Below are 20726 nucleotides of genomic sequence, written 5' to 3'. Positions count from 1 at the left end.
TTTAAAAGCCATTGAAACATTTTCACGCAATTATTGTTCACTAGATTACCCTTCTTTACCCTGCCCGCTATTAAAATTGCTGAGAACCTATGATGAAATTGACCTTTGGTCAATTTGATAAATTTATATATTCTGACACACATTGACAGTATGAGTAAGAAGTTACAAAACAAAGTTGCAGAATTTAAGGATGCTGCTGCTATAAAAGAAAAAGGATTATATCCTTATTTCAGACCTATCGAATCAGGGCAGGATACGGAAGTGATAATTGATGGAAAACCCGTTTTGATGTTTGGTTCCAATTCTTATTTGGGGCTCACAAACCATCCTTACATTATTGAGGCCTCGCAAAAAGCGGCCCAAAAATACGGTACCGGATGCGCAGGCTCGCGCTTCCTGAATGGTACATTAGACATTCACATTGAGCTAGAACGCCGACTAGCGGCTTATACTGGAAAAGAATCAGCGATTCTTTTCAGTACTGGCTACCAGGCCAATTTAGGCGCAATATCCTCACTTACTGGGCGTAATGACTACATTTTATTGGATGAGATGAACCATGCTTCCATCATTGACGGAAGCCGTTTGTCTTTTTCAAAAGTCATTAAGTACGCCCACAACGACATGGCCGACCTTCGCAAGAAGTTGAGTCTGTTGCCAGACGAAGCCGTTAAACTCATCGTAACCGACGGCATATTCAGCATGGAAGGGGATATTGTTAATCTTCCCGATTTGAATAAAGTGGCCGCCGATTTTGACGCTGCCATCATGGTCGACGATGCCCACAGCCTAGGCGTAATCGGTGAAAAAGGAGCGGGTGCATCTTCACATTTTGGACTGACAGACAGTACCGATTTAATCATGGGTACGTTCAGCAAATCCCTCGCTTCGTTGGGAGGATTTATCGCTAGCGACGCCGCCACCGTCGACTACCTCAAGCATCGTGCGCGTTCGCTGATATTCAGCGCCAGCATGACTCCCGCTACCGTGGCCAGCACCTTGGCGGCATTGGACATTATTGAGTCGGAGCCATTCCACATTGAGCGGCTTTGGGCCAATACACGCTACGCCAAAGAGCTACTCCTCATCAACGGCTTTGATTTGGGCCATACCGAAAGCCCGATTTTGCCAGTTTATATAAGAAATAACGACCTCACATTTATGATGACCAAGCTTCTTCAGGAAGACGGTGTCTTTGTAAATCCCGTCGTTTCGCCCGCTGTTCGCCCCGAAGATACCCTTATTCGGTTCTCTTTGATGGCAACGCACACGTTTAGCCAAATTGAAGAAGCTGTCGACAAAATGGCCAGAATTTACCGCAAACTTCGTCCTGAGGCGATAAAAGTAAAACTATGATTCGCGTAGCTTCCGTAGACTCTAAGAAAGAGCTTGGTCAGTTCATTGACTTCCCGCACGATTTATACCGCGACGACAAAAACTATGTCCCTGAGCTGTTTATCGCTCAGCGAGACATGCTGACACCTGGCAAGCACCCTTTCCATGAGCACTCTACTGTGAAGCCTTTTCTTGCGTATAGTAATCTACGTATAGTGGGGCGTATTGCGGCCATTCTCAACCGAAACCACAATGCGTTTACGGGAAGAAAAGACGGTTTTTTTGGTTTTTTTGACTGTATTGACGACCAAGAGGTGGCCAACGCGCTCATCAAGCAAGCGTCTGAATGGTTGAAATCGCAGGGGGCAGAGCACCTCAATGGCCCAGTCAATTTTTCTACCAACGACCCCTGTGGGCTTTTGGTAGAGGGTTTTGACCGCCCTCCCATGGCCATGATGCCCTACAATGCGCCTTATTACGAGAAACTGTTGCTGAAAACAGGACTACATAAAAAGACAGATTTGTTGGCCTACGAATTGGAAGTAAGCAACTCCAACGACCGCTCCATAAAGTTGTTGGATACTTTACAGCAAAGGTTAAAACGCGCAGGAATTACCATCCGAAAAGTAGACCTCAAAGATTTTAAGAATGAGGTCGTTAAGATTCGGCATGTGTACAACTCGGCGTGGGACAAAAACCTCGGATTTGTGCCGATGACCGACAATGAGTTTGATTATTTGGCCAAAGATTTGAAGTTGATTTTGGACCCTAACTATTGCATAGTGGCCGAAAAAGACGGCAAGTTTGTGGGGTTTGCGTTGGGCATACCCGATATAAATCAAGTACTTATCAAGATTAAGCGCGGACGGCTATTGCCAACGGGTATTTTCAAACTGCTTTTTCAGAAGAAAAACATCACCCGTATCCGTGTTCTGACGCTGGGGGTCCTTGAAGGGTACCGTAAAATGGGCATTGAAGCTTGTTTGTACGGGACCATCATCAAGAATACCTACGGAACCAAGATTACAGGGGGAGAATGTTCGTGGATGTTGGAAGATAATTACCTCATGAACCACGCCATCGAACAAATTAACGGTACACTTTACAAAAGATACAGATTGTACGAGAAAGAATTATGAGCAGCAGGGTATTGATTACGGGAGCAAGCGGTTTTATCGGTTATCATCTGATAGAAGCCGCCCAAAAAGAGGGCTTGGAAGTTCACGCCGCCGTCCGCCGTTCCAGTAATGTCAATCACCTAAGAAAATTCAATCCTGTATTTGTCTATCCAGCGTTAAGTGATAAAGAGGCACTGAAAAAACTGTTGAAGGAAGGGGATTACAGCTACATTATTCACGCGGCGGGAGCCACACGAGCCAAAAACACCCAGGCCTACAACCTAATCAATGCCGATTATACGCGTTTGCTGGCCGAAGCGGCACTAGAAGCTGATATTCCGCTAAAACGGTTTTTGTTTATGAGCAGTTTGGCGGCGCTGGGTCCTCTATCGTATGCCGAAGAGCAGTCCATCACGGAGAACACTTTACCATTGCCCATTACGAGTTATGGAAAAAGTAAACTGTTGGCAGAGAAGATGTTGGAAAAATTAACAGCTTTACCGCTGACCACCATACGGCCCACTGCCGTGTACGGACCAAGGGAAAAAGATTTGTTCATTCTTTTCAAAACCCTCAATCAAGGCCTTGACGCTTACATCGGCAAGGAACCCCAGCGACTGAGTTTTGTCTACGTCAAAGATTTGGCAGAAGTGACGGTGGCGGCCTTGCTCAAAGGCCAAGATGAACGTCAGGTCTACAACATCTCAGATGGATTTGCCTACGACCGATACGCTTTGGCCGACGCCTTTAAGGCAGCCAGCGGCAAAAAACCGCGTCGGATTCATTTGCCCGTGGGCGTGTTGAAACTAGCCGCCAATATCATGGAATTGGGCGCCACGTTTTCGTCGGTAGCCCCCGTAATAAACCGTGAAAAGGTAAAAGAGCTGACCGCGCCGAATTGGTTTTGCAGTATCGAAGCCGCCAAACGGGATTTACAGTACCAGCCTCATTATAATTTAAACAAAGGAATTGCCGAAACCTGGCAGTGGTACAAAGCCAATGACTGGATTTAAAGCAATCTACCAAAAGTACCTTTACCGAAGTTTTCTTTCCTAAAAAGAAACTTGATTGGACCCATTTAATGTACAGTCGTGATGAACAAAGGGCCAAAAGCCCACATTAAAATGAAAAAATTAGCCACAGATATAACCAACCTCCTGTCAATTTTATGTCTGACGTTAGGCGTTGCGTTTGCCCAAACAACCACCGTCAAAGGCGTCATTACCGACACTAAATCGGGTGAAACCCTGCCCTATGTAAATGTGCAGGTAGTAGGAACCAACATCGGAAGCACTTCCGATGCCGAAGGCCGCTACAGCCTTACCGTACCCGCCAATAAATCAGTCATTAAGTTTACTTATATAGGGTACCTGAGCATCGAGAAAAACGTCACGCCGGGGATTGCGCAGACCATTAACATAAAGATGGCCGTCGACGCCTTGCAATTGAAGGAAGTGACCGTCAGGGGAAAAACGAGCCGCTATCGAAACAAAGATAATCCAGCGGTTCAGCTCATCCGGGAGGTGATTGAGCACAAAGAACAAAACCAGATGGCGGCCAATGACTATGTAGAATACGAACAATACGAGAAAATCGCCTTGTCGTTGAGCAACCTTTCCGACAGTTTTAAAGAGCGTCGCATTTTTCGGAACTACCAGTTTTTGTTTGTCAATCAAGATTCAACGGGCATGGGCGGCAAAAATCTGTTGCCCGCTTACATGCAGGAAAAACTCTCTAAAGTCTATTTTCGCAAAAATCCCTATACCAAAAAACAATGGGTAGAAGCCGACCGCAAGGCCGAATTTGATTCTAAATTTATTGATAATGACGGCTTGAACGCCTACTTCCGACGTTTGTACGAGGATGTAGACATTTACAAAAACGACATTTCTATTGCCACCAACCTGCTGCTAAGCCCCATTGCCAACACGGCACCGACGTTTTACAAATTTTTTATTCGCGATACCGTTAAAACCCAAACACCTTGGCTCGTTGAGTTGGGATTTGTGCCGCGCAATAAAACCGATATGCTCTTTGAAGGGAAACTATTTGTGACCCTAGATGGTAACTACAGCGTTCAGAATGCCTACCTGACGGTCAATAAGGAAATCAACCTCAACTTCATGCGCGATTTGGAAGCAAAGTTGGAGTTTGAAAAAGGTACGGACGGTCGCTACCATCCCGCTAAAACTACGTTGGGAATGGAGTTTGCACTGGGCGATAAATCGGGCGGCCTCTATGGACAACGCGTGGTAAATTTCAAGAACTTTACCATCAATCAAGCCCGTCCCGACAGCGTTTATAAAGGCCCCGCGCAAGAAAACGTGACCGCGCTTTTGGCCGTAAACAAAGGCGAATCTTACTGGAACAACGTGAGGCACTTACCCTTGGACCGGCTAGAGCGCAATATTTACAGAAACGTAGACACGCTGCAAACCATCCCGTCTTTCCGCCGAACAATGGACATCGCAACCTTGCTTTTGGCTGGTTATAAATCCTTCGGCCTTGTAGAAGTAGGGCCCGTAAACACGTTTTACAGTTTCAATCCCGTGGAAGGATTCCGTCTGCGTTTTGGCGGCCGAACCACCACTGATTTGAGCAATCGTTACTTTTTTGAAACCTACGCGGCCTACGGTTTCAAGGACGAAAAATGGAAGTATTTTTTAAGCGGTACGTATTCGCTCAACAATAAATCGGTGTACCAGTTTCCGTTTCATTACATACGGGCCAGTTTTCAGCGCGATACCAAAATTCCTGGACAAGACTTGCAGTTTGTGCAAGAAGACAACTTTTTGTTGTCCTTCAAACGCGGCGACAATAACCGCTGGCTGTACAATGACATTTTTAAAATCGAATACATCCGTGAGTTAGCCAACCATTTCTCTTACCGGGTGGGCTTTACGCAGTGGAATCAAAGCCCCGCGGGCATCCTGCGTTATGAAACCGTTGATAATGAAGGCAACGTACAAAGTGTACCACAGTTGAAAAATACCGAGCTGAGTCTGGAACTGCGATACGCGCCCAACGAGCAGTTTTACCAAGGAAAACTGTACCGCACACCACTCATCAACCGCTCACCTATTTTCACACTTCGCTACAATGTGGGCGTGAAAGGCTTTTTGTCGGGCCAAAACAACTACCACAACATTACGGCCAATATTGCAAAACGTTTTTACTTCTCGCAGTACGGCTACGCCGACGTCACGACGGAAGGCGGCTACATTGTGGGCAAAAACATTCCGTTTCCGTTGCTGATGATTCACCGCGCCAACCAGACCTACGCCTACCAATTGAACTCGTACAACTTGATGAATTTTCTTGAGTTCGTGAGTGACCATTACGCTAGCGTAGACGTACAATATTACTTCAACGGATTCATTTTCAATAAGATACCATTGCTCAAAAAACTAAAACTCAGAGAGGTGGTCAGCTTGAAAGCGCTCGTAGGTGGCCTACGCGACGAGAACAATCCGAACAAACAAACCTCCGTTTTTCGCTTTCCAGTTGACGAGCAAGACAAATCCATCAGTTACTCTTTGGGACGCACGCCGTACGTAGAAGGCAGCGTCGGGATAGCCAATATTTTCAAATTATTGCGTCTGGATTTGGTAAAGCGTTTTAATTACCTCAATCATCCGGGTGTATCCGAGTGGGGCATTCGGGCGCGGTTTAGGGTTGATTTCTAAACTACCCTCAATCACCTAATTATCAATTATTTAAAGAAGCACAAAGAATGAATTACGCAATCATCGCAGCAGGGGAAGGTTCACGATTGGCGCAGGAAGGGTTTACGCTTCCTAAGCCGATGGTCGCGCTGCACGGCGAAATATTGATTGACCGTTTGATTGGTATTTTCAGTAATAATCGGGCCGAAAGCATTCAAATTATCATTAACGAAACATCGGAAGCACTGGAGAAACACTTGTCGGAAACAACCTATGAGGTTCCAGTTCGGGTCATTAAAAAATCCACGCCGAGTTCATTGCACAGCTTTTATGAATTGCTAAAGGCCAATCCCGCCATTGACGAGTTGTGTCTGACCACCACCGATACGGTATTTACTGAAGATGAATTTGAGTCATATATTCTGGCATTTGAGCAAAACCGCGAGCTTGACGGATTAATGGCCGTCACCACCTTTGTGGATGACGAAAGTCCTTTGTTTGTGGCAACCGATGAACAACATTTGGTCACGGCTTTTACCGACACCAACACTTTGAACACGCCATTTGTATCGGGGGGCATTTATTGTTTGCGCAACAAAGCCCTCGATTGCGTTACGCAGGCGATTGAAAGCGGCACCAGCCGGATGCGCAATTTTCAACGCCAATTGATTGACAATAAGTTAATTATCAAAGCTTTTCCCTTTTCAAAAATCGTGGACATAGACCACGTGAGGGACATTACCACTGCCGAGCTTTTTTTGAGCCACGCGCAGCAGACACCAAATCATGAAGTTGTTTTATAATGGATACATTTGAATTACTGGGAGTACACCGAAACAAGAAGTTTTCCCCCAATCATATCGGAAATGATGACGCCATTTTTTCATTAACCGCCCAAGCACTCCAACGAATGGGATGCACGGTAAGCATCTGTTGCGAAGATGAGTTTCTGCAAAAACAGACGATTGAGCAACGTTTTATTTTTACCATGGCCCGGCAGAAAGAAGTAGTGAAAAAATTGCAGGAGTTGGAATTGGCGGGAAAAGTAGTTGTCAATTCGGGTTTTGGAATCGAAAAATGTTTTAGAACAAATATGACCAAAGGACTGGTCGAAAACGGCATTCCATATCCCAAAAGTTTTATTGTGCCCACTTCCTACACTGGAAATGATGTTTTTGAGCAACTTCCCGGCAAAGGGTTTTGGATCAAGCGCGGTGATTTTCACGCCATTCACAAAGAAGACGTGACCTTTGCGGCAAGCGCCGACGAAGCCCGGGAGATATTGCGTGAATACGCGCTCCGGGATATTCCCGACGCTGTCATTTCTGAGCATTTGATGGGCGATTTGGTGAAGTTTTATGCCGTACGCAACACCGATTTTTTCTATTGGTTTTATCCGTACGCCAACAACCACCACAAATACGCCGATTATGAAAACATCAACGGCAAGTCGCTGTACTATCCTTTTGATGAGGATGCGCTCCGCAAAGCCGCCAATGCATCAGCCGAAGCCCTCGATGTACACGTGTATGGTGGGGATGCCATCGTGGGAAAAGACGGACGGTTTCACATCATTGACCTCAACGACTGGCCAAGCTTCGCTCCGTGCCGTCAAGACGCCGCTGAGTCGATTGCCCAAGCCATTTTTCAACAATTTACCATAGCTGCCTGATGGAAAATTTGACAAAAAAAATACCCACCGAAAAAAAGGAAGAGCCCAAAAGCAGTGCTTTTGAAAATTCACTGAAATCAAGCGATACCGAAGAGCAGATTGATATTTGGTTTTATCGGCCCATTGGCTATCAAATTGCCCTTTTTTGCGCCAAAGTTGGCATTACGCCCAATCCCGTTACCATTGTCAGCATCTTTTTTGGCGTAGCGGCAGGAATTCTTTTCTATTACCAAGAACTGTGGATAAACGTTATCGGAATGTTGTTGTTGGTTTTTGCCAACTCTCTCGACAGTGCCGACGGACAGCTGGCCCGCATGACCAACAACAAGAGCCGACTAGGACGCATCTTAGACGGAGCGGCAGGGGACTTTTGGTTTATTGCCATTCACGTTGCCATTTGTTTACGGAGCCAAAACGAAGGTTGGAGCGCGTTTATTTGGGTACCGGGCGTGGTAGCGGGGGCTTCGCACGTGGTGCAATCAGCAATGGCCGATTACTACCGCAACGTGCATTTGTTCTTTATAAAAGGCACTTCTGGCAGCGAACTGGACAACAGCCGCGAGTTGCAGAAAGAATACGACACGCTTACGTGGGGTAAAAACTTCGGCATGAAACTGGTCGCAAGATTTTACTTAAACTATACCAAAATGCAGGAAAGCTTCTCGCCCAATCTGCAAAAATTATTGGGTGTAGTACGCGAAAAATATAGCTCAGGATTACCCGAATGGCTTATTACCGAGTTTAGAGCACAAAATAAGCCCCTGATGAAATATACCAATATTATTCAGTTCAACACGCGGGTTTTATTTCTGTTTTTGTGGTTGTTTATCGACCAAGCCTGGATTTATTTTCTATTCGACATCTTTATTCTGAACCCCATTCTCATTTACATGTGCGTGAGTCAGGAGAAAGTCAGCCGTCATTTTTACCAAAAAATTGTGTCTTAACGTGAAGAGTACGACGATATACAAAGCCCTATTTTTGGTGCTGGGCGTCATTTTTCTGGGCTATATGATTTATGGCATGGGGCTTGATGTTATTGGGGCCAATATCAAAAAAATGGGTTTTTGGTTTATTCCCGTCATTGGCAGCTGGTTGGTGATTTATGTTCTGAATGCTTTTGCCTTTAAGGCTATCATTGAAGATCCACAATTGCCCGCAAGCAACCTTTCCTTTTGGTCGGTGCTTCGACTGACAATTACGGGTTACGTTATCAATTACATTACGCCATTTGTGGCGCTGGGCGGCGAGCCGTACCGCATCATGTTGCTCAAACCCGCGCTGGGTGTGCGCAAGGCCACGTCGTCGGTGTTGTTGTACAGCCTGATGCACATGTTTTCGCACGTGTTGTTTTGGTTGGCGTCGATTGTGCTCATCGTGGCTTTTGTTCCGCTGAGTACGCTGATGCTCGCGGGTTGTGGCGTTATGTTGGTGGTGGGTTTGGTGCTGGGCTTTTGGTTTATTCGCGTCTACCAACGCGGCTTCACGGTCAGTACATTTCGATTGTTAGAAAAAATGTACTTCGTCAATAAAATAGTAAAGGGCTTTATGGCCGAAAAAATTGACGCATTGCACGAAATCGACGAACAAATCCGCATTCTCTACGCCGAACGAAAACCGCGTTTTTACGCTTCGCTGGGGCTAGAATTTGCGGCCCGGGTGGTAGGGTGCGCCGAGATTTACTTTACGGCCCAGGCCGTAGGATTGGATATGTCGATCACAGAATCGCTGATTGTTAGCTCAGGTTCTTCGTTGTTTGCCAACCTGATTTTTTTCTTTCCGATGCAGCTCGGCACCCGGGAAGGGGGGTTGGCGCTGGCGTTGCAGAGCATCGGAATGCCCGCCGCAACGGGCCTTTTTATCGGTATCGTGGTGCGTATCAGGGAGTTGGTGTGGATAGGCATTGGGCTGCTTTTGCTCCAACGTACAAACGTTCAATCAGTGGGCAAAGAAACTGCGCTGGAAACCGTTTCAAATAAATTATGATTTTTTTGGTTTATCTGTCACCCATTATTTAAAGTAAATCGTTTATGATAAAAGGAGTTTTGCTGGACTACGGTGGCACAATCGACACCAACGGATTGCATTGGGGCGGTGTATTGTGGAACAGTTACCAAGAATACGGGGTACAAATTGACCAAGAAACATTTTCAAAAGCGTACTCATTTGGGGAGAGAGCCTTGGCGATTCATCCGATTGTGAAACCTGAGCATACTTTTTTAGATACCTTACGGCTCAAGGTGGAGCAACAGTTTCAGTTTTTAAAAGACAACGGTTTTCGGGTTAATCCTGAAAGCATTGAGCTGATTGCAACAGACTGTCATCTTTTTGCCAAAACAACGGTGGCGCAGGCCGCTCCCGTTTTAGCGCAACTTGCAAAGCAGTATCCGCTGGTGATGGTTTCTAATTTTTACGGAAATATCAATAGCGTTTTAAATGATTTTGGAATTGCCGCGTATTTCAACGCCGTGGTAGAATCGGCCGTGGTGGGCGTAAGAAAGCCTAATCCAGCCATTTATCAACTCGGCGTAGACGCGTTACAATTGCCCGCCGAAGCCTGCGTCGTCATTGGCGACTCATACAGCAAAGACATTGTTCCAGCGCACGAAATCGGCTGCAAAACAATCTGGCTAAATGTACAAGGTTGGGAAGAAACAACTGCCAAAACTGACTCCGTCGCCGATGCCGAAATCCATGATTTTGCATTGGTACCTGAGGAGGTTACGAAATTAATAAGTTAAGCACCAATGAAGTTAAACAATTAAAAGATAGGTAGTTAAATGATTTTATTGTAAATTCATCATTCTGATTGCTTACTTTTTAAGATTTAGCTTCGACGCATTTTTACAAAAATACTGACACCAAATCATTGAAGAGTATGTACGATATATGCACCATCGGGCACATCACGCTTGATAAAGTCGTGACACCCCACTCGGTCAAATATATGCCGGGAGGCACTTCTTTTTATTTTTCCAAAGCCATCCAAAAGGCACAATTAGACTATGCTTTGGTCACGGCTTTGGCAACGAGTGAGTTGGGAGTGGTTGCCGACCTTCGCAAATCAGGTATTGAAGTATATGCATTGCCCAGCGAGCACTCGGTGTATTTTGAAAACATTTACCCCGAAAATCAAAACCACCGCGAACAAAACGTATTGCAAAAAGCCTCCCCGTTTGATGTTCCGGTCATGCCCGATATTACCGCCAAAATCTACCATTTAGGGCCTTTACTTTCAGACGACATCTCCTTGGAACTATTAAAACTACTCGCCACCAAAGGCATGGTTTCGCTGGATATTCAGGGGTATTTGCGGTACGTTAAAGACAAAAAGGTGCTTTACAAAGACTGGGCCGACAAAAAAGAGGCGCTGCCGCACGTGAGCATTCTGAAAGCCAATGAGTTTGAAATGGAGGTATTGACAGGAAAAAGTAAGGTGCAAGAAGGTGCCAAATACTTGGCCGATATGGGCGTTAAAGAAGTAATCATCACCCTTGGCAGCCACGGCTCGGTGATTTATACCGATAATCGCTTTCATAAAATCCCCGCTTTTACACCCACAAAAGTAGTGGACGCCACGGGTTGCGGCGATACGTACATGGCGGGCTATTTATCCAAAAAGATAGCCGGTGCCGACGTGGAAGAAGCCGGAGAGTTTGGGGCAGCCATGGCTACCATCAATATCGAAGCTTCTGGTCCTTTCTCGGGCGATTTCACCAAAGTTGAAAAAGTGCTTGCTTATGGAACTCATGAGGGGTACGAAAAGGTTTTTTCATGGGCAGAGGCGTGGTCTTCGGTCGTTTAAAGTTGTTTTTGCAGTAAACTATAGTCATGAAACTTTCAATTATTTTGTGGTTGCTTGTTGCCCCGCTACTTTTATCGTTTTCGACGCCCAACAGTAGCACCGATAAAGCACCACTCCCCGACCCCGAGAGCTTTCCCGTACCCAACGGAATCAAAGGACTCCTGTTTTATATCCAGCGCGACCCTAATACCAACACGATTTGTTACGAAATCAATGTGGACAAAAACGGGAAATTAGAAACAGAAGACCCCGTTCATGCATTTTGGATTCGCTATCCGGAGGGAGGAATGCGTAAAGATCTGAACTACATTCAACGAAAATTTGCCTACGGAATCAACGTAAAGTCGACGGGAAACGACCGCTACGAATTGCGCTCGGTGGCTTATTCTAAACTACCGCTTTTGTTGAAAAAAGACGCCCAAAACCAATATCAGGTATATACCGCAATCAATAAAAAAGAATGCGTTCTGAGCCGGGTATTTATCCGCATCGATGGTGGCTCATTTTGGTCGCCAAATGTTCTTTATATTGAGTTAAAAGGAACTGAAATAGCAACGGGTAAAACCCTGACTCAACGCATCAAGCCTGTTTAAAGGTGGCTTAATACCCCACTTCCAAAAAAGCTGTAGATAACTTTTTCAGTTTGGCATTGCTCAATGCGCGGTCAAAAACAGCTAATCCGCCGATTTGTCCCTTAAAAAAATTACCCATTCCCGCTTTAAGCAGCACCGCCCCCACGGTAAAATCAGAACCGTTGTTGCCCATGCCATCGGGAAAGTAATACGGATTTTTGGACTGGGTCAAACCCTCGGGGTAGCCCTCAAAGCCTTTGGTATGGTCGATGAGTTCGGGCGTACGTGCTTTGAAAATACCGTTAAAATACGAGCGAATGTATTGCCCATCGTACGTAAAAGCAACGCAGCACCACTCATTGGCGGGCACGGTCTGTTCACTCGCTGAATAATCAATGGAATACGGAAACGGCGGCGTAGGTTTGCCAGTGAAGGAAATATGCCCGCAAACCTGATTTCGACCGTTGTAATACGGCAACGACACAAACAGCCCATACTGCCGTTTGCCCCCGTCTTGGTATTCGTTCCAAATCCCTCCCACAAATCCCGTTTGTTCTCCCGTCCACTTGACCCAGGCCACCACAGTCACTCCTTGATTTTTACCATAAATATTAAGCTTGCCGATTTCCGCATTGGGCAGCGAAAGAAAAGCCTTGTTACCAAAAAGCGCCGAATAGCCCGACAACGGCCCTTCGTTGATGCGAGGCAGTGTGCCGTTTTGCTCTTGTAATGGATAATCTTCCATGCCCCAGGCCTTTCTAGGCTGTCCCTCCTGTTCTTTAAAATCCCACAAGGCCACCAAGCCTTTGGTGCTGAGGAGTTTCTTGATAGAACGCTTTGGTGCTTGCCCATACACGGCACTGCCTACCCACATCGTCAGGAGACAAAACATTAGGTACGGGCGAATCATAAAAAGGGCTTTTTTCATACAACTTCGAAGGATTGTGTGAATCAGGTTTAGAAAAACATTTGTTCAATGTTAAAGATTATTTGCCCATTTCTACGCCAATCAGCAAGCCTTTCATGCTTGAAAATTATTCTTTCTGCGTCCTCCATATCTGCCTCAAGTGTGAACGCTTTTAAAAAATTATTGTTTTATAGCTTATACCCATTGCGTTACTATCCACACCATCACAACTTTCTTAACGTCCCGAATGACTCGTTACACTTTCTAAAAAGTCCATTGGTTTTATCCTATTTAACAGGCAATCAGAAAGAAATATAGTCCGGTCATTTAAGAATTTAAACACTATGAGAACATTGCCCGTATACATCTTCGCTCCTGCTATCACGTACTGGAGAGCGAGGGGTAGAAGTCATTATTCTGCCGATTCTTCCGTTTTTTTACTCCATTTTTTTCCCAACGGTTCTTGAAGTATCCGAGCTTCGCACCGCCTAAATATCTTTCAATTTCCTCTTACTTTCATAATTTTTACCCTGAATGAGTTATTGGTCAAAATCAGATAAAAAGTTTTTTTTAGCGCTGATTACCGTTACATTCCTGTCTCCGCCTTCCAGCCTGCTTTGGGCACAATCGCAGGCATCGGTCGACGGCGGAACCTTGGAAAAAGCCACCTTAGAAGAGGTCGTGAAATACGCTCTGAAAAATCAGCCCGCCATTCAACAATCGGTGATTGATGAGCGCATTACCGAAAACAACATCAAAAGCCGACTCGCTGATTGGTATCCGCAAATCAACTTCAATTACAACCTTCAACACAACTTTATTGTCCAAACCAGCATCATTGGCGGCAATCCCGTCAAGTTAGGTGTTAGTAATATCTCGGCGGGGCAGTTTACGGTGTCGCAACCACTCTTTAACCGCGACGTGCTTTTGGCTCGGCGCACCCAAAACGAGGTACGATTGCAGGCCAATCAACTAACATCTTCCAACAAAACCGATTTGGCCGTCGATGTCTCCAAAGCCTTTTATGATGTTTTGACCACCAAGCAACAAATCGACGTGGCCAACGAAGACATTGTGCGGCTAGAGCGCAGCCTGAAAGATGCGCAAAATCAGTACAAAGCGGGCGTTGCCGATAAAATTGACTACAAACGGGCGCTGATTTCGCTCAATAATACCAAAGCATCGAAGAAAGGCAATGAGGAAATTCTGAAAGGAAAAATTGAACACCTCAAATCCTTGATGGCGTATCCGAAAGCGCAGGAGCTAAATCTTCAGTACGACAGCCTGCAAATGGAACGTGAGCTTTTTTTGGATACCCTCCAAAATGCCGAATACACGTCCCGCATTGAATATCAGTTGCTGAATACCCAAAAGCGCTTATTAGAGTATAATTATCAATACACCAAATGGAGCTATTTACCTACGGTAGCGGCCAACGGAGCCTACAATTTGAACTTTCAAAACAATCAGTTTTTGGATTTGTACTCCAAAAATTTCCCCAATTCATTTGCAGCCATTACGCTTTCGTTTCCTATTTATCAAGGAGGAAAACGCAAGATTAATACCAACACCGCCGAGTGGCAGCTCAAACGCATTGATTTGGACATTAAACGCCTGCAACTCAACGTCAACGCCGAATATGTGCGGGCTTTGGGCAGTTATAAAGGGAGCTTGACCAATTTGCTTACCCAAAAAGAAAACATGGAATTGGCGCGCGAAGTCTACGACATCATTCAACTGCAATACCGGTCGGGCATCAAAACCTACCTCGAGGTCATCGCTTCGGAGACTGATTTACGACTGGCTCGCATCAATTATTACAACGCGCTTTATCAAGTGCTTTCCAATAAAATTGACGTACAACGTGCCCTTGGCCAACTTAATTATTAAAAAACTGAATCTCCGAATTATATGTATTCGAATCCCATACACTACTTTACCGCCGCATTGTCCATCGTTTTTCTGACCTCTTGCGATAAAAAAGAGGAACAAAAAGCGGCCCAACAGGCCCCTCCCGCCGTGGCCGTGACGTTGGAAGAAGTCACCACTACCAACGCCGTTTATTACGACGAATACCCCGCCAGCATTACGCCCATCAATCAAGTTGAACTGCGCCCGCAGGTGACAGGTTTTATTACGGGGGTACATTTTCAGGATGGGGCACGGGTGAAAAAAGGACAGCTTTTATACTCCATCGATGCGCAACTTTATTCGGCCAATTATGAGCAGGCCGTGGCCAACCTGAAAGTACAGGAAGCCAACGTCAACAAAGCCCAGAAAGACGCCGACCGGTACCATGAATTAGACAAAAACGATGCCGTAGCCAAGCAATTAGTTGACAATGCCGACGCCGCACTCGAAGTAGCCAAGAAACAAGCAGAAGCCGCCAAGGCCAATATTTCGGCGGTATCTACCAGCGTACGATATACCAAAGTCTACGCTCCATTTGATGGTGTAATTGGCATCTCTTTGGTGAAACCCGGCGCAGCGGTTTCGGCAGGACAAACCCTGCTGAATACTGTCTCGACTGATGGACAACTGGCCGTAGATTTTGGCGTCGACCAAAAAGAAATCTATCGGTTTGCGACCTTACTTAAAAATAGAGCTTCCAAAGACTCAACATTTACGCTTGCTTTTGGCCCCGATATTTATCCTCATCCTGGCAAAATTCAATTGCTTGACCGCGCCGTTGACCCGCAAACAGGAACCATCAAAACGCGACTGATTTTTCCTAATCCCGACAATTTACTGCGTGCGGGCATGACCGGAACCGTGCGCGTACTGAACCGCGCCTCAACCAAATCGGTCGTGATTCCGTACAAGGCCGTAACTGAGCAATTGGGCGAGTTTTTTGTCTACGTTGCAGGTGATAGCAGCAAAGTAAGTCAGCGGAGAATTGTGGTGGGCCAACCGTTGGGGACCAAAATCATTGTGAAAGAGGGATTGAAAGAAGGTGAAAAAATCGCCGTTGAAGGAGTCCAAAACTTACGCGAAGGAGCACTAATTAAAACGGACAAATAACTCATTTACAATTGTTTATTTCAATAAGAAATCGACAATTGCAAATATAAAAATCTTTCCAAATGATTGCAGATATTTTCATCAAAAGGCCCATTACCGCCATCGTCTCGTCGATTGTGATTGTGTTGGTGGGACTCATTGCATTATCTACCCTGCCCATCGCGCAGTATCCAGATGTGACCCCACCTACTGTGACGATTTCGGGGAACTTTATCGGAGCAGATGCACAAACGGTAGAACAAACCACCACCACCGCCATCGAAACCCAAGTCAACGGCGTGCCAGGCATGAGTTATATGTCGAGTACCAGTACGAGCAGCGGGCAAAGCGGCGTCAATGTGGTATTTGAGGTGGGCACCGACGTCAACATTGCGGCACTCGACGTGCAAAACCGCGTCAGCGTAGCCGAGCCTTCGCTTCCAGATGCAGTCAAACGTTTGGGGGTTACGGTCAGGAAACGTCAGCCGAGCATCATGGTGGTATTGGCACTTTATTCGCCCAAAGGCACGCACGATGCGCAATTTATCGGAAACTACGCCAATATTTACCTAAAAGATGCCCTCCAACGGGTCAAAGGCGTGGGCGATATTGTTTCGCGCGCCGATGATTTCGGAATGCGTATCTGGTTAAATCCCGACAAACTCGCCAGCCTCAAAATGACGCCCGCGGATATTTCGGCGGCACTTTCGGAGCAAAACCTTCAGATTGCGGCGGGAACCGTGGGCGGAAATCCGCAACCCAACACCCAGACATTTGAATACAGTGTACTGACCAACAGCCGCTTAAACACCAAAGAACAGTTTGAAGACATCGTGGTGCGCTCCTCACCCGCTGAAGGGCGCGTGGTGTATCTACGCGACGTGGCGCGGGTCGAGCTCGGCAAGTTTGATTATGGGGTAAACGCCTTTGTCAACGGGAAACCTGCGGCATTTATTCTGATTTATCAGGCGCCCGGTGCCAACGCCCTCGAAACCTACGACGGAGTAGTAAACGCCCTCGAAACCATGAAAAAAACGTTTCCGAAAGACATCGACTACGTCATGCCGACCGAAACTGCCACAGTGGTCCGGGTTTCCATCAATGAAGTATTAAAGACTTTTGGCGAAGCCATGATTTTGGTGATTATCGTGGTGTTTTTGTTCCTGCAAAACTGGCGCGCTACATTGATTCCGATTCTGGCCATTCCCGTTTCACTCATTGGCACGTTCATCTTTTTTATCCCGTTTGGATTTACCATCAATACCCTCACGCTTTTTGCTTTCGTGCTGGCCATCGGTATCGTCGTCGACGACGCCATTGTGGTCGTGGAAGCCGTTCAGCACAATATTGACCACGAAAAACTTTCGCCCAAAGAAGCAACCGCCAAGGCCATGAAAGAAATTTCTGGACCCGTGATTGCCATCGCCTTGATTTTGGCGGCGGTGTTTGTGCCCGTGAGTTTTGTGCCGGGCATCGTGGGGCGTTTATACCAGCAGTTCGCCATTACGATTGCCGTTTCGGTGCTGTTGTCGGCTTTCGTAGCGCTTTCGCTGACGCCAGCGTTGTGTTCTACCATGCTTCGCCCTTCCAAAGGAGCGGCCGATAAGAAGAATTTAATGGAGAAATTCTTCGACCGATTCAACAAATGGTTCGAGCGCTTGTCGATTTCCTACACCAGCGGTGTGGCAAAGTGGATCAAAGGTACCCCCTACGTGATGGTGATGATGGTGTGTTTGTTTGTAGGACTGTTTTTTCTGTTCAAAAATAAACCAACGGGTTTTATCCCCGTTGAAGACGAAGGGCGCCTTTTTGTCACCTATGAAATGCAAGAAGCAACTTCTACCACACGTAACATTGCGATGATTAAGGAAATCATGACCCGCGTAGAATCCATTCCCGAAGTACGGGTCGTGGGTGGTTTGGCGGGGTTGAACGTGCTCAGTTTTTCCAACAAATCCAACGTTGGTACGCTGTTTATCAACCTGCACCCGTGGGCCGAGCGCAAAGGTGCCGAGCACCACGTGCAGAGTGTCATCAAAGAAATCCAAAAACGCACCGCCGACATCCGCGAGGCGCGCGTTTTGGCCATTGCACCGCCCGCTATTCCGGGCTTGGGTGCCACGTCTGGATTTACGTTTCAGATACAGCAAACCACCAGCACAGATAACATTCAGCAATTTGAGGGTGTAGCCCGTAATTTTCTGGGAGCGCTTACCAAACGCCCCGAAATCGGCGCGGCCTTCACCTTTTTTAACACCCGAACTCCCAGCTATAAAATTGACGTAGACCGCGAAAAAACCAAAAAACTGGGCGTATCGGTTTCAGAGGTATTCAGTTCATTGTCGGCCATGTTGGGAAGCAATTACGTCAACGACTTCAATCTTTACGGACGAAACTTCCGCGTGGTGGTACAAGCCGACAGCAGTTTCCGCTCATCGTTGGATAAAATTGAGAAGTTTTATGTACGCAACCGCGAAGGGAACATGATTCCGCTGAGTGCTTTGGTCACGACAAAAGTGGTTGAAAACCCCGCCTTGATTTCCCACTATAATATTTACCGGTCGGTCGAAATCAACGGGACGCCCAAACCTGGCTTCAGCAGTGGGCAAGCGATTACGGCGCTGCGGGAAGTAGCCGCCCAAACCCTTCCCGCTGGATATGGCTATGAATTTTCGGGGATGAGTAGCGAAGAAATCAAGGCAGGCGACAGCACCACGACCATTTTTGCCATTTCTATCGTCTTTGTCTTTTTGTTTTTGGCCGCTTTGTACGAAAGCTGGTCCATTCCATTTTCAGTGCTTTTTGCCGTTCCCATCGGGGCCTTCGGCTCAATTTTGACGCTGACGTTTTTACCCAACTTATCCAACAACATCTACGCCCAAATCGGGTTGATTACGCTGATTGGATTGGCCGCAAAAAATGCCATTTTGATTGTGGAATTTGCCAAAGAGCGCGTAGACGGCGGTATGGAATTGGTCAAAGCAACGCTGGAAGCCGTACAGTTGCGCCTCCGACCCATCATCATGACTTCGTTGGCATTTATTCTGGGGGTGTTGCCATTGGCGTTTGCCAGCGGTGCCGCTGCCGAATCACGCAAGACCATCGGTTGGACCGTATTTGGGGGAATGTTGGCCGCCACGTCGCTGGCTATTTTTGTAGTACCCGTACTGTTTGTCTTGATTGAAAAAATCAGCATGGGCAAGAAAAAACGTACAGAAAACGAACAAAAAACAAACACAACTTCGACGGTAGTGGAGTAAGAAACATTTTAGGAAATAACTAAAACGCCCATAAAACAGCTGATTAATCAACTGTTTTATGGGCGTTTTTCATTTAATGATTTTACATTAAGTTAAGCAGGTTCACAAACTGCCCCATAGTAACTTTAGTTTACAATATAAAGAACAGAATTGCTCTATTTCGCCATCTCTGCGCATAAAACTCACTAATCTCCCCCAATCTAAACCTCCCTAAAAGTTGCATTCTATCTTTTCAAGGGCCTTTTTTTAAACCTAAATAACATTTGCTTGAAAAATCCGTTAAATTCTCGGAGATTTAATGATTAATTTGGCAAAATGTTTGCGGTAGCTTTGGTATCATGACGAGAAGACTTCTTTTAACCCTGCTGTTAGGTATATCTTTTTGGGTTGCGCAAGCGCAAGACCCTCAATTTTCGCAATTCTACGCGAACCCCTTGTATCTTAACCCTGCCTTTGCTGGTGGGGCTTTGGCACCGCGCGTTATGATGAACTATCGTAACCAATGGCCTGGCCTAGCCGCCAACTACGTTACCACTTCGTTTGCCGTTGACCATTACTTCTCAGGAGTCAATAGCGGTGTGGGCTTGATGTTTGTTAACGACAGTCAGGGAACGGGCAATTTGAGAACTTCCGAAATATCGGCCCAATACGCCTATCAACTTAAATTCAACGAAACAACCGCCCTGCGCATGGGATTGCAGGGAACCTACGCCAATCGCCGCGCCGACCTACGCGAATTGACTTTTGGAGACCAGTACACCAACCGTGGTTTTACAGGAAACCCTACCGCTGACCCCCTCGCCGCCAACGGCACGCCTACGATTGGATACATGAGTTTCGCCACGGGATTATTGCTTTATTCTGACCGTTATTGGGTAGGAGTATCAGCGCACCACCTTAACCGCCCAGAGCAAGGATTTTTTCAGATAGCCGACGGCACGCGTCTACCCATCAAAGGAAGTATTCATGCAGGGTTGGTCATTCCGTTTGGGGGCTATACTGGTTTGGGGGATGAATGGAACCGCGAAATGAGCATTTCACCCGCCATTAACTATAAATTTCAGGGCAAATACGATCAGTTAGATTTGGGGGTGTATCTTACCTATTCTCCTATCGTATTGGGTCTTTGGTACCGTGGGCTGCCCATTAAGAAATACGTTGACAACATCACCAACCGCGAGTCGCTCATTGCCCTGATTGGGTATCGCCAAGATAAGTTTTCATTTGGTTACAGCTACGACATTACGATTTCGTCGTTGGGATTGCCGAGCGGCGGTTCGCACGAAATTTCGATGGCTTACACCTTCGATTTCGAGCCTTCGCCCCGTCATCGTCGCTCAAAGAAAGACAAACAGCTATCGTGTCCTAAATTTTAAAGGTCGGTACGTTTAT

At 46.3% G+C, this 20726-nt stretch carries 16 protein-coding genes; 15 read left to right on the top strand and 1 reads right to left on the bottom strand.

Annotated features, from left to right (window positions below; genetic code table 11):
- Window positions 1-150: 150 nt before the first annotated feature.
- From spt to GVN20_RS18920, 11 genes are all read left to right on the top strand, one after another.
- The gene (gene spt / locus GVN20_RS18970) at window positions 151-1356 is read left to right on the top strand and encodes a serine palmitoyltransferase (protein ID WP_166559859.1); all 1206 of its coding nucleotides are present in this window, start codon (window positions 151-153) and stop codon (window positions 1354-1356) included.
- A complete protein-coding gene (locus tag GVN20_RS18965) occupies window positions 1353-2474 on the top strand; it encodes a hypothetical protein (RefSeq protein WP_166559858.1) in 1122 nt (373 codons plus the stop codon). Before spt ends, GVN20_RS18965 begins: the two co-directional genes overlap by 4 nt.
- On the top strand, window positions 2471-3466 hold the full coding sequence (locus tag GVN20_RS18960) for an NAD(P)-dependent oxidoreductase (protein WP_166559857.1): 996 nt from the start codon (window positions 2471-2473) through the stop codon (window positions 3464-3466). Before GVN20_RS18965 ends, GVN20_RS18960 begins: the two co-directional genes overlap by 4 nt.
- A 111-nt stretch (window positions 3467-3577) precedes the next feature.
- Window positions 3578-6139, top strand: coding sequence for a DUF5686 and carboxypeptidase-like regulatory domain-containing protein (locus tag GVN20_RS18955; protein ID WP_166559856.1), 2562 nt, complete (start codon window positions 3578-3580; stop codon window positions 6137-6139).
- A 47-nt stretch (window positions 6140-6186) separates the two neighbouring features.
- Window positions 6187-6921 (top strand): NTP transferase domain-containing protein, encoded by a 735-nt coding sequence (locus tag GVN20_RS18950; RefSeq protein WP_166559855.1) that lies wholly within the window; start codon window positions 6187-6189, stop codon window positions 6919-6921.
- Window positions 6921-7790: a hypothetical protein gene (locus GVN20_RS18945; protein WP_166559854.1), complete on the top strand. Its 870-nt coding sequence runs from the start codon at window positions 6921-6923 to the stop codon at window positions 7788-7790. The genes GVN20_RS18950 and GVN20_RS18945 overlap by 1 nt, the downstream gene beginning before the upstream one ends.
- Window positions 7790-8737: a CDP-alcohol phosphatidyltransferase family protein gene (locus GVN20_RS18940; RefSeq protein ID WP_166559853.1), complete on the top strand. Its 948-nt coding sequence runs from the start codon at window positions 7790-7792 to the stop codon at window positions 8735-8737. The genes GVN20_RS18945 and GVN20_RS18940 overlap by 1 nt, the downstream gene beginning before the upstream one ends.
- A 1-nt stretch (window position 8738) precedes the next feature.
- Window positions 8739-9776: a lysylphosphatidylglycerol synthase transmembrane domain-containing protein gene (locus GVN20_RS18935; RefSeq protein WP_166559852.1), complete on the top strand. Its 1038-nt coding sequence runs from the start codon at window positions 8739-8741 to the stop codon at window positions 9774-9776.
- A gap of 44 nt (window positions 9777-9820) precedes the next feature.
- The gene (locus GVN20_RS18930; protein WP_166559851.1) at window positions 9821-10531 is read left to right on the top strand and encodes an HAD family hydrolase; all 711 of its coding nucleotides are present in this window, start codon (window positions 9821-9823) and stop codon (window positions 10529-10531) included.
- 137 nt (window positions 10532-10668) lie between these two features.
- Window positions 10669-11595, top strand: coding sequence for a PfkB family carbohydrate kinase (locus GVN20_RS18925; protein WP_166559850.1), 927 nt, complete (start codon window positions 10669-10671; stop codon window positions 11593-11595).
- A gap of 26 nt (window positions 11596-11621) precedes the next feature.
- Window positions 11622-12188: a DUF4833 domain-containing protein gene (locus GVN20_RS18920; RefSeq protein WP_166559849.1), complete on the top strand. Its 567-nt coding sequence runs from the start codon at window positions 11622-11624 to the stop codon at window positions 12186-12188.
- Window positions 12189-12195: 7 nt separating this feature from the next.
- On the opposite strand, the gene GVN20_RS18915 is transcribed toward GVN20_RS18920, so the two are convergent.
- Entirely contained in the window at window positions 12196-13095 is a 900-nt protein-coding gene (locus GVN20_RS18915; protein WP_166559848.1) for a LamG domain-containing protein, read from the bottom strand.
- 513 nt (window positions 13096-13608) lie between these two features.
- On the opposite strand from GVN20_RS18915, the gene GVN20_RS18910 reads away from it, so the two are divergent.
- The 4 genes from GVN20_RS18910 (at window position 13609) to GVN20_RS18895 (ending at window position 20710) form a co-directional block, all read left to right on the top strand.
- Window positions 13609-14964, top strand: coding sequence for a TolC family protein (locus GVN20_RS18910; RefSeq protein WP_166559847.1), 1356 nt, complete (start codon window positions 13609-13611; stop codon window positions 14962-14964).
- Window positions 14965-14985: 21 nt separating this feature from the next.
- Window positions 14986-16095, top strand: a complete 1110-nt coding sequence (locus GVN20_RS18905; protein ID WP_166559846.1) for an efflux RND transporter periplasmic adaptor subunit — start codon at window positions 14986-14988, stop codon at window positions 16093-16095.
- Window positions 16096-16157: 62 nt separating this feature from the next.
- Window positions 16158-19334, top strand: coding sequence for an efflux RND transporter permease subunit (locus tag GVN20_RS18900; RefSeq protein WP_166559845.1), 3177 nt, complete (start codon window positions 16158-16160; stop codon window positions 19332-19334).
- Window positions 19335-19672: 338 nt separating this feature from the next.
- A complete protein-coding gene (locus GVN20_RS18895; protein WP_166559844.1) occupies window positions 19673-20710 on the top strand; it encodes a type IX secretion system membrane protein PorP/SprF in 1038 nt (345 codons plus the stop codon).
- Window positions 20711-20726 lie beyond the last annotated feature (16 nt).

It is taken from the genome of Runella sp. CRIBMP (assembly GCF_009905605.1).
Lineage (GTDB): Bacteria > Bacteroidota > Bacteroidia > Cytophagales > Spirosomataceae > Runella.
This window is presented reverse-complemented; position numbering and strand designations above follow the sequence as displayed.

Excerpts from the sequence above, each read along its gene's own strand:
- spt (WP_166559859.1), top strand. The coding sequence starts at position 151 with ATGAGTAAGAAGTTACAAAACAAAGTTGCAGAATTTAAGGATGCTGCT.
- GVN20_RS18965 (WP_166559858.1), top strand. The coding sequence starts at position 1,353 with ATGATTCGCGTAGCTTCCGTAGACTCTAAGAAAGAGCTTGGTCAGTTC.
- GVN20_RS18960 (WP_166559857.1), top strand. The coding sequence starts at position 2,471 with ATGAGCAGCAGGGTATTGATTACGGGAGCAAGCGGTTTTATCGGTTAT.
- GVN20_RS18955 (WP_166559856.1), top strand. The coding sequence starts at position 3,578 with ATGAAAAAATTAGCCACAGATATAACCAACCTCCTGTCAATTTTATGT.
- GVN20_RS18950 (WP_166559855.1), top strand. The coding sequence starts at position 6,187 with ATGAATTACGCAATCATCGCAGCAGGGGAAGGTTCACGATTGGCGCAG.
- GVN20_RS18945 (WP_166559854.1), top strand. The coding sequence starts at position 6,921 with ATGGATACATTTGAATTACTGGGAGTACACCGAAACAAGAAGTTTTCC.
- GVN20_RS18940 (WP_166559853.1), top strand. The coding sequence starts at position 7,790 with ATGGAAAATTTGACAAAAAAAATACCCACCGAAAAAAAGGAAGAGCCC.
- GVN20_RS18930 (WP_166559851.1), top strand. The coding sequence starts at position 9,821 with ATGATAAAAGGAGTTTTGCTGGACTACGGTGGCACAATCGACACCAAC.
- GVN20_RS18925 (WP_166559850.1), top strand. The coding sequence starts at position 10,669 with ATGTACGATATATGCACCATCGGGCACATCACGCTTGATAAAGTCGTG.
- GVN20_RS18920 (WP_166559849.1), top strand. The coding sequence starts at position 11,622 with ATGAAACTTTCAATTATTTTGTGGTTGCTTGTTGCCCCGCTACTTTTA.
- GVN20_RS18915 (WP_166559848.1), bottom strand. The coding sequence starts at position 13,095 with ATGAAAAAAGCCCTTTTTATGATTCGCCCGTACCTAATGTTTTGTCTC.
- GVN20_RS18910 (WP_166559847.1), top strand. The coding sequence starts at position 13,609 with ATGAGTTATTGGTCAAAATCAGATAAAAAGTTTTTTTTAGCGCTGATT.
- GVN20_RS18905 (WP_166559846.1), top strand. The coding sequence starts at position 14,986 with ATGTATTCGAATCCCATACACTACTTTACCGCCGCATTGTCCATCGTT.
- GVN20_RS18900 (WP_166559845.1), top strand. The coding sequence starts at position 16,158 with ATGATTGCAGATATTTTCATCAAAAGGCCCATTACCGCCATCGTCTCG.
- GVN20_RS18895 (WP_166559844.1), top strand. The coding sequence starts at position 19,673 with ATGACGAGAAGACTTCTTTTAACCCTGCTGTTAGGTATATCTTTTTGG.